The following is an 11,433-nucleotide window of genomic DNA, read 5'->3' as shown; positions in this document are numbered from 1 at the left end:
GCACAACGTGAACACAGGTTCGGTAATGGCAAGAAAATATTTCGGCACTGACGGGATTCGCGGCGCAACCAACCGCCATCCGATGACGGCGGCGATGGCGATGAAGGTCGGCATGGCGGCGGGCGCGCATTTCCGGCGCGGCGACCATCGCCATCGCGTGGTGATCGGAAAGGATACGCGGCTTTCGGGCTATATGCTCGAAAACGCGATGGTCGCGGGGTTTACCAGCGTCGGTATGGACGTGGTGCTGGTCGGGCCGATGCCGACGCCCGCTATCGGGATGCTGACACAATCGATGCGCGCCGATCTGGGCGTGATGATTTCGGCCAGCCACAATCCCTATGTCGATAACGGTATCAAGCTGTTCGGGCCGGACGGATACAAGCTGTCGGACGCCGACGAACTGGCGATCGAAGCGCTGATCGACGGCGAACTGGCGCTGGCGGCGTCCAGCGAGATCGGCCGCGCGCGCCGGGTGGAGGATGCGCGCGGCCGCTATATCCACGCTGCCAAGATGACCTTTCCCGACGATCTGACGCTCGACGGGCTGAAAATCGTCGTCGATTGCGCCAATGGTGCCGCCTATCAGGTCGCGCCATCGGCACTGTGGGAACTGGGTGCGCAGGTGATCGCGATCGGCGTCGAACCGAACGGCAAGAATATCAACGACCGGGTCGGCTCCACCGCGCCGGAGGTGATGTGCGAAACCGTGGTGACGACGGGCGCGCATCTCGGCATCGCGCTCGACGGCGATGCCGACCGGCTGATCATCGCGGACGAAACCGGCACCGTGGTCGATGGCGATCAGTTGATGGCGGTGATCGCGGAGGGCTGGGGCCGCGCCGGGCGGCTGAGCCGCGACGGGCTGGTGGCGACGGTGATGTCCAATCTGGGGCTGGAACGCCATCTGGCGTCCAAGGGGCTGGAACTGATCCGTACCAGGGTCGGTGACCGCTATGTGCTGGAGGCGATGCGCGGGCAGGGGCATAATATCGGCGGCGAACAGTCGGGGCACATCATCCTGTCCGACTATGCCACCACCGGCGACGGGCTGATCGCCGCCTTGCAGGTGCTGGCCGAGCTGGTGCGCGCAGGCGCACCGGCGAGCGACGTGCTCCATCGCTTCGAACCCGTGCCGCAACTGCTCAAGAATGTCCGTTTTTCCGAAGGCAAGCCGCTGGACGATCCGCGCGTTCAGGACGTGATCGCGAAGGCGGAAGAAGAACTCAACGGCACCGGCCGCCTCGTAATCCGCCCCTCGGGCACCGAACCCGTCATCCGCGTCATGGCCGAAGGCGATGACAGGGCACAGGTCGAGCGCGTGGTCGACACCATCTGCGACGCCGTCCGCGAAGCAGCGGGGTAGGGATGTGTTGTGCATCGCCAGAGGTCGTCGGGGCTGTCCTACTGCGGCCCTTGTCTGCTAACGCTGGTGCATGTCGCCATGCTGTTCCCTTTCCTTTCATGCATGCGTTCGCATCGCGGGCAGGGGGAGTCAGGGGGGACGTAGCCTCAACTTCCGCAACTTCCGGGCGCGCGCATGACGGCGCCGCGCATCCTGATCGTCGCCGGGTCCGATTCGGGCGGCGGCGCGGGAATTCAGGCGGATATCAAGACCGCGACGATGCTGGGCGCGCACGCGATGACGGCGATCACCGCGATCACCGCGCAGAATACGCTGGGCGTCGCCGCCGTCCAGCCGATCCCTGCCCGGATGGTGCTGGCGCAGATCGACGCGGTGCTCGACGATATCGGCGTGGACGCGATCAAGATCGGCATGATCGGCGATTTCCGCACCGCCCAGATGCTGGCCGAGCGGCTGGAAAGCCTGCCCGATCTGCCCATCGTCTTCGACCCCGTGATGGTGGCGAGCAGCGGCGCGACGCTCGCCGATGATGCGACGGTGGCGGCGTTCGAGCGGCTGATGCGGATCGCAACGGTCACCACGCCCAACCTGCCCGAACTCAAGGTGCTGGCCGGGATGGGCGTCGGCGATACGCAGGCGGTACGCCGCGCGGCACAGGCGCTGGTCGAACGCCATGGCCGCGCGGTGCTGGTCAAGGGCGGGCATGCGGGCGGCGGGGATGTCACCGACCGATTGTTCAATGTCGATCCGGCTTTGCCGCCCGAATGCGACTGGACCGGCCCGCGTATCGACAGCGAGGCCACCCACGGCACCGGCTGCACGCTGTCCACCGCGATCGCCACCGAACTCGCCAAGGACTGGAGCCTGTCCGAGGCGATCGGGCGGGCGCGCAGTTTTGTGCGGCTGGCGATGCTGAACGCGGGCGATCTCGGCGCGGGGCACGGCCCGATGGCGCAACAGGCGGTGCGTCTCGACCTCAACCAGTCGCGCTGGGCACCGATGCTCAATCAGGTCACGGTCCCGGCAAAGGATTTCGCCGCGTCGGAGCATTTTTACCGCCTGCTCGGCCTGCGCCAGATCGTCCGCTCACCGCCGCGCTATGCCCGGTTCGAAAGCGAAGGGGGTGCCACCTTTTCCATCGAAGCAGCGGAGGAAGTGGCGGGGCGCCCGGTCGTCTATTTCGAATGCGGCGATCTGGATGTGACGGTGGAGACGCTCAAACTGCTCGGCCTGACCTTTGAATCCGATCCCGCCGACCGGAAATGGGGATGGCGCGAGGCGCGGGTGAAAGACCCGGCGGGCAACACGGTCTGCCTCTATCAGGCCGGAGAGATGCGCCGCTATCCGCCATGGCGGCTCGACGATGCCTGACGATTTTCCATCGACCCGTGCTCCTGCGCAGGCAGGAGCCCTGGCCGTCTTTCCGTACCGCAGAACAGCCAAAGCTCCTGCCTGCGCAGGAGCACGGAGCGTACGACATGCCTGACCGCAGCCATGAAAAGGGGCTGCCCGGCCCGGTTGCCGGGGTGGATGAGGCCGGACGCGGGCCGCTGGCCGGGCCGGTGGTCGCGGCGGCCGTGATCCTGCCCGAACGCGGCGGGCCGCGCGGGCTGGACGATTCGAAAAAGCTGACCGCGAAAAAACGTGCCGATCTCTATCCCCGGATTATGGACTGCGCGGCGGTCGGCGTCGGCATTGTCGAAGCGGACGAGATCGATCGGCTCAACATCTATTGGGCGACGATGAAGGCGATGACGCTGGCGGTCGATGCGCTGGCGCGCGAACTGGGGCATGCCCCCGGCCATGTGCTGGTCGACGGCAACCGCCTGCCGCGCTGGACCTATGCCGCGACCGCGCTGGTCGGCGGCGATGCTAAAAGCGTGTCGATCGCCGCCGCCTCGATCATCGCGAAGGAAACCCGCGACGCGATCATGATCGCCCATGCCGACACCTGGCCGCATTATGGCTGGGCCTCCAACAAGGGTTATGGCAGCGCCGCGCATCTGGCCGCGTTACGCGACCATGGCCCCACGCCGCAGCACCGGCGCAGCTTCGCACCCGTCGCACAGGTTGAATTACCGTTTACTACGACCGGGTGAGTCTTTTGCGCCACACCACCATCCCTTGGGTCGGGGGATTCCTGCCGGACTCAATATCTGCCTTTTTCGGCGCATTTGCGGGATAGTTAATGTTTTTTAAGGCTTTTGCGTTAACCATTCTCTGCTTGACGGACCCGTTCCGATCCGCAGGGATCGTCGGCCACCACGAAGGGGGATAGGGTTAGCAATGGCGGTTCTGGAAAAGGTTGCGGTGCAACCGGCGGCAAAAACGGTGCAGGACACACTGCCGCTCGATACGATTCTGATGGACGACTGCATCGACGCGATGCGCTCGCTTCCGGCGAAATCGGTCGACATGATCTTCGCCGACCCGCCCTATAATCTTCAGCTTGGTGGCGATCTGCTGCGTCCCGACGGCAGTCAGGTCGATGCGGTGGACGATGACTGGGACAAGTTCGATACCTTCGCCGCCTATGACAAATTCACCCGCGACTGGCTGGCTGAGGCACGCCGTATCCTGAAGGACAACGGTTCGATCTGGGTGATCGGCAGCTATCACAACATCTTCCGCGTCGGCACGGCGGTGCAGGATCTGGGCTTCTGGATCCTGAACGACATCATCTGGCGCAAGGCCAATCCGATGCCCAATTTCCGCGGCACGCGCTTCACCAACGCGCATGAGACGCTGATCTGGGCGTCGATGGGCGAAAAGGCGAAATACACCTTCAACTATCGCAGCATGAAGACGCTGAACGATGAGTTGCAGATGCGCTCCGACTGGGAATTTCCCATTTGCGGCGGGCCGGAGCGGCTGAAAAAGGACGGCACCAAGGTGCATCCGACGCAAAAGCCCGAAGCATTGCTCTATCGCGTGATGCTGGCGGCGTCGAAACCCGGCGACGTGATCCTCGATCCGTTTTTCGGCACCGGTACGACGGGCGCGGTGGCGAAGCGGCTGGGTCGTCGCTGGATCGGGATCGAGCGTGAGAGCAAGTATGTCGCCGCCGCGCGCGAACGGATTCAGGCGGCGCTGCCGCTCGACGAATCGCAGCTTCGCACGATGCAGGCGAACACGAAGAAACCGCCGCGCGTGGCGTTCGGCCAGCTCGTCGAAAACGGCTATCTCGCCCCCGGTACGGTGCTGGCGGATGCCAGACATCGCTGGCAGGCGGTGGTCGGTGCCGACGGCTCGCTGACATGCGAGGGGCAGGCCGGGTCGATTCACAAGCTCGGCTCGCTGGTGCAGGAACGCGAATCGTGCAACGGCTGGACCTTCTGGCATTATGAGGTGGACGGCGCATGGAAGCCCATCGACACGCTGCGCCAGACCTATCTGCTCGCAACCCAGCCCTGATGGCTGCGTCACCCTCGTCATTGCGAGCGCAGCGAAGCAATCCATGGCGCTCGAAAATTGCTGGATTGCGTCGCAGCTTCGCTGCTCGCAATGACGTCGGCTTGAAATCCGCCGAATGATCGACCCCGCCACCATCCCCGCCGACGCGACGCTGTACCTGCAACCGGTGCAATTCGTGGATTCGCCGATCGGACGCGATGGGAGGGTGGCGCGGCTGGCGGGCGGGTTGCTGTGGTTCGCCGCCTATCAACTGATTGCGGTGGAGGACGGCAGGCGTGTGGCGCAGGCGGATGTGCCGGTCGCGGACTTTCCCGCGCTGTGCGATGCCTTGCCGGAGGCGCAGGCGGCACGGCTGACGCTGCTGGCGGAACGGATTTCGGCGCCGCGTGCGCCGATCCACGCGGGTGAGCGTGTGCTGCGTTTCGATCAGCCGATGGTGATGGCCATCCTCAACTGCACGCCCGACAGCTTTTCCGACGGCGGCAGGCATATGGACGATGCCGGTGCTGCCGCACAGGCGGGGTTTGACATGGGCGCGGCGGGCGCGGCGATCATCGATATCGGCGGCGAATCGACCCGTCCCGGTGCGCAGACCGTGTGGGAAGGCGATGAGATCAAACGCGTCGTACCGGTGATCGAGCGGCTGGCGAAAAGCGGCACGCCGGTTTCGGTCGATACCCGCAAGGCGGCGGTGATGGAGGCGGCGCTGGCGGCGGGCGCGCATCTCGTCAACGATGTCGCGGCGCTGCGCTGGGACGACCGCGCCCCGGAAGTGGTGGCGAAGGCCGGATGCCCGGTGGTGCTGATGCACTCGCCCGCGCCTGAAAGCGGGCCGCATGGCGGGTCGGGCTATGGCGACGCGCTGATTGAGGTGTTTGCCTGGCTGGAGGCACGCGTCGAGGCGGTGGTCGCCGCCGGGGTGGAGCGCGCGAATATTCTGGTCGATCCCGGCATCGGCTTCGGCAAGGCGCTGGCCGACAGTCTGGCGTTGCTCAACGGGCTGGCGATGTTCCACGCGCTCGGTTGTCCGGTCGTGCTGGGCGCGAGCCGCAAGCGGATCGTCGGCGCGCTGTCGAACGAAGCACCGGTCGAAGAGCGGCTGGGCGGCAGCATTGCGCTGGCGCTCAAAGGGGCGGAGATGGGCGCGCAGGTGTTGCGCGTGCACGATGTCGCCGAAACGGTGCAGGCGCTGCGCGTCTGGCGCGGGATGAAGGATGCGGCGCTGATCGCCGGTGGGTTTACGGCCTAGGAGTGGTGTGAAGCCTTCCACTTGCGCACGGCGGCGAGCGTATTGGCGACATGGTCGACCGGGCTCATCGCGGTATAGCTGTAGAGGATGGTGCCGTCGGGCGCGATGACATAGCTGGTGCGGTCGGTGATCGCGCGCTCAACCCCTTCCGGTGTCTTGATCGTGCGGCCCAGCGACACGTCATATTCCTTGATGACGGCCGGGCTGGCGGTCGCGACCGGGAATTTGCTGTTGCAATGCGTGGTCGAGAATTTGGTGAGCTGAGCAACCGAATCCGCCGACATGCCGATCACGGTCGCGCCTTCCGCCCTGAACTTGGGCATCGCCGCGGCAAAGGCCTTCGCCTCTGCATTGCAACCCGAAGTGAAGGCGGCGGGGAAGAAATACAGGACCACCGGGCCTTTTTTCAGTTGTGTGTCGAGGTTCAGGTGAAACGGCTTTCCGGCGAGTGCGCCATTGGTGGTGAATTCGGGAGCCTTCGCCCCTTCCTTCAGCGCGGCAAAAGCGGGGGTGGCAAGCGCCATGGTGACGGCGGCAGTGACGAGAGCAAGACGACGCATGATATTCTCTCCCAAGCGGTTAGTGTGCCATGATAGCCGGTAAACACCTGGCCGAACAGATGGCGTGCAATGTGCGGCGATGGGGCATTGCCTGTAGCGCTGGCGGATCGTCGGGGACTGCGCTAGGCACGCCAATATGGCGTTAAATGACGATGACATTGCCCTTGCCGGGCGGCTGGCGGATGCTGCCCGCACCGTGATCCGTCCCTATTTCCGGGCCGAACACGGGCTGGAGACCAAGGCCGATGATTCGCCGGTAACGCGCGCCGATCGGGAGGCGGAGGCAGCCATGCGTCGCCTGATCATCGCCGAACGACCGATGGATGCGATCATCGGTGAAGAAGAAGGTGTGCGGGAGGGCAGCAGCGGGCGAAGCTGGGTGCTCGACCCTATCGACGGCACGCGCGCGTTCATCGCCGGGCGGCCGATCTTCGGTACGCTGATCGCGCTGATCGAGGATGGCTGGCCGATATTGGGCGTGATCGATCAGCCGATTCTGGGCGAACGCTGGCTGGGGGCGACCGGACGTCCGACGACGCTGAACGGTAAGCCTGCGCGCACGCGGGCCTGTCGCGCGCTCGATCAGGCATTGCTGGCGACCACTTCGCCTGCGCTGTTTACCGATGATCAGCTTCATGCCTTCGAACATCTCGACGCGCGGGTGCGCAGCACGGTGCTGGGCGGAGATTGCTATAATTACGCCTGTCTGGCGTCAGGGCATCTCGACATTGTGGTCGAGGCGGAGCTGAAACTGCACGATTTCGCCGCGCTGGTGCCAGTGGTGGAAGGTGCGGGCGGGCGGATGTGCGACTGGTCCGGCGATCCGCTGCACGGCGACAGCAAGGGCGAGGTGATCGCCGCGGGTGATGCGGCGCGCATCGACGACATATTGGAAGCGCTGGCCTGCCGCGGCCATTAGAGCCTGCCGCTATAATGGAAAGTAGCTTATGAAAATAACAGATAGGCAGCGGCACTTAATTATTTTGGCCTCTTTGACCCCAATTTTTTTCATAATTACATATTTTTTTGATGCAACAAAAGGAGAGGTAATACTCTCTTTTGTATATGCATTTTACGGCTGCATTTACTTTTTAAGTGATAAAAATATCTCAATTTACGTATATTTAATATCTTTCATTTTTCTAATATTGGAGTCTTTCTTTGTATTAGATATAAATATAAATTCTTCCTTACATGGCGGTTATCCGGTGGCCATGGGTATTTTTGTAATAGAGTTTTCTATTCTATACATATTTATAATGATGGTATCTAAGCTTATAATGTTCATTTCCAAATTAAAATAATAGTATTCCGTTATCGTATAGCGAGCCGGATGTCCGCTACAGCTAGACCTTACCGGCAATATGCTGAGCGCGAGCCAGCGCGGGAATGCCAAGCAATCAAGCCGCCAGCGCGGATTGCGCGCGTTCGGTTTCGGCGATCCAGCCACCGCCCAGCACCCGGTCACCGGCATAGAGTACGGCTGCCTGACCCGGCGCGACGCCATATTCGGGCTGGTCGAACACCAGCCGGTCGCCGTCGAGCCGCGCAGGGACTGGCTTGGCCAGTGACCGCACCTTGGCGGTCAGCGGCCCGGTATGGTTGCCGCCGATCCAGTTGATGTCGGTAATGCGTGCCGCCGCCACGGCCAGCGCACGCTTCGGGCCGACCACCACCTGCCGCGTGGCGGCATCCAGGCGCAGCACGTAAAGCGGTTCGGCCTGTCCGCCGATTTCCAGTCCGCGCCGCTGCCCCACGGTGAAGTGGATCAGCCCCTTATGCTCCCCCAGCTTGCTGCCTGCCTCATCGACAATATCGCCCGCAGTATCGGCGGTTGGACGCAGCTTTTTCACCAGCGAGGCATAATCGCCATCGGGCACGAAGCAGATATCCTGACTGTCGGGCTTTCCCGCCACAAGGAGGCCAAGTTCGGCAGCGATTTCGCGCACCCGCGGCTTGGGCATTCCGCCCAGCGGAAAGCGCAGGAAATCGAGCTGTTCGGATGTGGTCGCGAACAGGAAATAGCTCTGATCGCGCGCAGGATCGGCGGCACGATGCAGTTCCGCGCCCTCCGCGCCCATGACGCGACGGACATAATGGCCGGTGGCGAGGCAGTCCGCGCCCAGATCGCGGGCAAGCCGGAACAGGTCGGTAAACTTCACCCCCATATTGCACTTCACGCAGGGGATGGGGGTACGCCCGGCCAGATATTCGTCGGCGAAATCGTCGATCACCGATTCCCGGAACCGGCTTTCATGGTCGAAAACATAATGTGCGATCCCCAGCCGGTCGCACACCGCGCGCGCATCGCGGATGTCGCGGCCTGCGCAACATGCGCCCTTGCGCCCGGTCGCTTCGCCGTGATCGTAAAGCTGAAGCGTGACGCCGATGGTTTCGGCACCCGTGCGTGCCGCGAGCGCGGCCACGACCGAGCTGTCGACGCCGCCCGACATGGCAACGACGATACGGCGCGCGGAAACCGGCGCGGAAAGTTGAAAATCACCTGAAGTCATGATCGCTGCCAAATAGACGCGGACGACGGCGATTGCAAAAATTGCGATGAAGTGAACCGCTCTTTTACCGGACCTTCAACTTTATTGCCTAGAAAAGCTGTTCGACCACAATTGGAGTAGAGCGTTTCGTGGATCTCAGCTTTGCCAGCAATACCCAGGGTCCGGTGGCGGTACCGCTGTCGCCGGCACTTGCGGTGATCCTGGCGCGTGCGAGTGGTCGGCAATCGGCCGGCCGCACGGCAATGCTGGCTACACGGATGGCGGCTCCGGCAGGTCGGATAGAATTGCTTTGCCCGTCGCACGGCGCTTTTCATGCACGCGTGGCCGCAATGCTAACCGATTGGCAAGGGTCATGAAGACGATGTTTACCGAGCCGTTTTATGGGATGTTCAAATCCCGATGGCATCAGTCGGAAAAGGATATGAGAGGGGGCCCCCGCCCCGATCGAGGAAGGTAATGATAGAAAATCAGAAGATCCGCCCCGACAAGGTAATCGGTCCGCTCGGCGAGCCATTGACCCTGGACACCCTGCCGCCCGCCAACACCACCCGCTGGGTGGTCCGGCGCAAGGCCGAAGTGGTGGCCGCGGTGAATGGCGGATTGCTGTCCGTGGACGAAGCCTGCGCGCGCTATGGATTGACGGTGGAGGAATTCGCCGGCTGGCAACGCGCGATCGACCGGTCGGGAATGCCGGGCCTGCGCGTGACGCGAATCCAGCAATATCGTGAACTATACGAACGTCAGCAGAAATATTGAGACGCCGCCAAACGACGATGGCCAGTAAAGGTTCCGAAGTACGCACGCGGAACAATTAGCGGATTTGCGAGTCTTTTCGTTAGGTGCCCGGCCCCATTCCGGGCGAATAACGGAGGGACATGGTCATGAGTCTCGTAGGTATTATCGTATGGCTTGTCATCGGCGGCATCGTCGGCTGGCTCGCCAGTCTCGTTATGCGCACGGATGCGCAACAGGGTATTCTGCTGAACATTGTCGTCGGCATTGTCGGTGGTTTTATCGGCGGTCTGCTGTTCGGCGGATCGATCAACAACGGCATTTCGGTAATGACGTTCATCACCTCGCTGGTGGGTGCGATCATTCTGCTGGCGATCGTTAATCTGGTGCGTCGCGGCAGCGTGCGGTAAACGCCGAAACGAATTCAGCTTCAAAAAAGGCCGCGCCCGCGCATGGGGTGCGGCCTTTTTCATATCATTGCAGCAGGAAGGTGACGTTGAGCGTGACCGTGACATCCTGTTCCCCCGGCGCAATCTGCGTCGAGCTGTCCTTTGCCATGGCGGCCATTCGGACCATCGGCATCGGCGGGTTGGGGGACGAACTGCCCTGTTCGCTGATCGACAGGATGCGGTCGACCTTCAATCCGGCGGCAGCGGCGTAGAGCGCGGCACGCGCCCGCGCCTTTTGCACGGCATCGCGCCGCGCGGCGTCGAGCGCGCTGTCCTCATCGGCGATTGACAGGTTCGGCCCTTGAATCTGATTGGCACCCTGTTTCACCAGCGCGTCGAGAATGCCGCCACTCTTGTCGATATCGCGAAAGCGGATCGAAACGGTGTTCGACGCCTGATAGCCGTTGATCGTCGGCGGTTCGTCCTTGGTGTACTGATATTGCGGGTTAAGCGAGACCGAGGAGGTCTGGATATCGCGATCGGCGATCCCTGCCTTTTTCAGCGCTGCCAGCACCGCGTTCATCCGCTGCGAATTTTGCGCAAGCGCGGCTTGCGCAGTTTGCGCCTGAGTCACGACACCGGCGCGGATGGTGGCCAGATCGGGCACCTCGCTCACCTTGCCCTCGGCGATGATGTTCAGCATCGTCTTGCCCGCCGGGATAGCGGCGGAATTAGGACTGTCCTGAGCGAAGGCCGGGGTCGCCGCAATCACCGCGGTGGTGAGCGCGATGGCTGAAAGGTACGGACGCATTGCAAATTCCTCCATCATTTGGATGCACTGTCTGTAACGTCGGCAACCGGAATTGCGCCTGAACGACCTTATCCCACCCGGCGTGCGGCAATCAGGCGGTACAACACCAACAGTGCGATGGCGCCGATCACCGCTGCCGCATAGGATGGCCATGTGTCCTGACGCCCGATGCCGAGTGCGCCGGCAATGAACCCGCCCAGCAATGCCCCGGCAATGCCGATCAACAGGGTGACGAAAATCCCCCCCGGCCTGGTAATCCGGCTGAGCGCGCCGACTATAAGCCCGATGAGCAGCCATGCGAGTATCGCACGTTCCGGCATCGCCTTTTCCCCTTACCGAATATTCATTGTGGCGACCGAAGATCGCGACAGCGCTGCGCGGATGCAAGCTTTGTGTTGC

12 protein-coding genes are annotated in these 11,433 nt (G+C 62.8%); 8 read left to right on the top strand and 4 right to left on the bottom strand.

Going from position 1 to position 11,433, the window contains the following annotated elements; genetic code table 11:
* Positions 1-25 precede the first annotated feature (25 nt).
* From glmM to folP, 5 genes are all read left to right on the top strand, one after another.
* Positions 26-1,366, top strand: coding sequence for a phosphoglucosamine mutase (glmM, locus tag FHR23_RS06420; protein ID WP_184002022.1), 1,341 nt, complete (start codon positions 26-28; stop codon positions 1,364-1,366).
* Positions 1,367-1,540: 174 nt separating this feature from the next.
* Positions 1,541-2,737: a bifunctional hydroxymethylpyrimidine kinase/phosphomethylpyrimidine kinase gene (thiD, locus tag FHR23_RS06415; protein WP_184002021.1), complete on the top strand. Its 1,197-nt coding sequence runs from the start codon at positions 1,541-1,543 to the stop codon at positions 2,735-2,737.
* A 107-nt stretch (positions 2,738-2,844) separates the two neighbouring features.
* The gene (locus FHR23_RS06410) at positions 2,845-3,465 is read left to right on the top strand and encodes a ribonuclease HII (RefSeq protein ID WP_184002020.1); all 621 of its coding nucleotides are present in this window, start codon (positions 2,845-2,847) and stop codon (positions 3,463-3,465) included.
* A 187-nt stretch (positions 3,466-3,652) separates the two neighbouring features.
* Positions 3,653-4,780 (top strand): site-specific DNA-methyltransferase, encoded by a 1,128-nt coding sequence (locus FHR23_RS06405; protein WP_184002019.1) that lies wholly within the window; start codon positions 3,653-3,655, stop codon positions 4,778-4,780.
* Positions 4,781-4,895: 115 nt separating this feature from the next.
* Positions 4,896-6,029, top strand: coding sequence for a dihydropteroate synthase (gene folP, locus FHR23_RS06400; protein ID WP_184002018.1), 1,134 nt, complete (start codon positions 4,896-4,898; stop codon positions 6,027-6,029).
* Here folP and FHR23_RS06395 read toward each other — a convergent pair.
* The gene (locus FHR23_RS06395; protein WP_184002017.1) at positions 6,026-6,589 is read right to left on the bottom strand and encodes a peroxiredoxin; all 564 of its coding nucleotides are present in this window, start codon (positions 6,587-6,589) and stop codon (positions 6,026-6,028) included. The two genes, folP and FHR23_RS06395, sit on opposite strands and share 4 nt — an antisense overlap.
* 136 nt (positions 6,590-6,725) lie before the next feature.
* Between FHR23_RS06395 and hisN the strand changes: the two genes are divergently transcribed.
* Positions 6,726-7,508, top strand: coding sequence for a histidinol-phosphatase (gene hisN / locus FHR23_RS06390; RefSeq protein ID WP_184002016.1), 783 nt, complete (start codon positions 6,726-6,728; stop codon positions 7,506-7,508).
* A 481-nt stretch (positions 7,509-7,989) separates the two neighbouring features.
* Here hisN and mnmA read toward each other — a convergent pair whose 3' ends face one another.
* Complete coding sequence (gene mnmA, locus FHR23_RS06385) at positions 7,990-9,102, bottom strand: tRNA 2-thiouridine(34) synthase MnmA (protein WP_184002015.1); 1,113 nt, start codon at positions 9,100-9,102, stop codon at positions 7,990-7,992.
* A 456-nt stretch (positions 9,103-9,558) separates the two neighbouring features.
* Between mnmA and sciP the strand changes: the two genes are divergently transcribed.
* Together sciP and FHR23_RS06375 are read left to right on the top strand one after the other, a co-directional pair.
* Complete coding sequence (gene sciP, locus FHR23_RS06380; protein WP_184002014.1) at positions 9,559-9,858, top strand: CtrA inhibitor SciP; 300 nt, start codon at positions 9,559-9,561, stop codon at positions 9,856-9,858.
* Between the two features lie 125 nt (positions 9,859-9,983).
* The gene (locus FHR23_RS06375) at positions 9,984-10,244 is read left to right on the top strand and encodes a GlsB/YeaQ/YmgE family stress response membrane protein (protein WP_221227358.1); all 261 of its coding nucleotides are present in this window, start codon (positions 9,984-9,986) and stop codon (positions 10,242-10,244) included.
* 64 nt (positions 10,245-10,308) lie between these two features.
* Here the strand turns inward: FHR23_RS06375 and FHR23_RS06370 are convergent, their stop codons facing one another.
* Entirely contained in the window at positions 10,309-11,034 is a 726-nt protein-coding gene (locus FHR23_RS06370) for an SIMPL domain-containing protein (protein ID WP_221227357.1), read from the bottom strand.
* Positions 11,035-11,102: 68 nt separating this feature from the next.
* A complete protein-coding gene (locus tag FHR23_RS06365) occupies positions 11,103-11,354 on the bottom strand; it encodes a GlsB/YeaQ/YmgE family stress response membrane protein (RefSeq protein ID WP_184002012.1) in 252 nt (83 codons plus the stop codon).
* Positions 11,355-11,433 lie beyond the last annotated feature (79 nt).

It is taken from the genome of Stakelama sediminis (genome assembly GCF_014199335.1).
GTDB classification, from domain to species: domain Bacteria; phylum Pseudomonadota; class Alphaproteobacteria; order Sphingomonadales; family Sphingomonadaceae; genus Sphingomonas; species Sphingomonas sediminis.
Note: the sequence above shows the minus strand (reverse complement) of the source record. Positions and strands in the feature narration are given on the sequence as shown.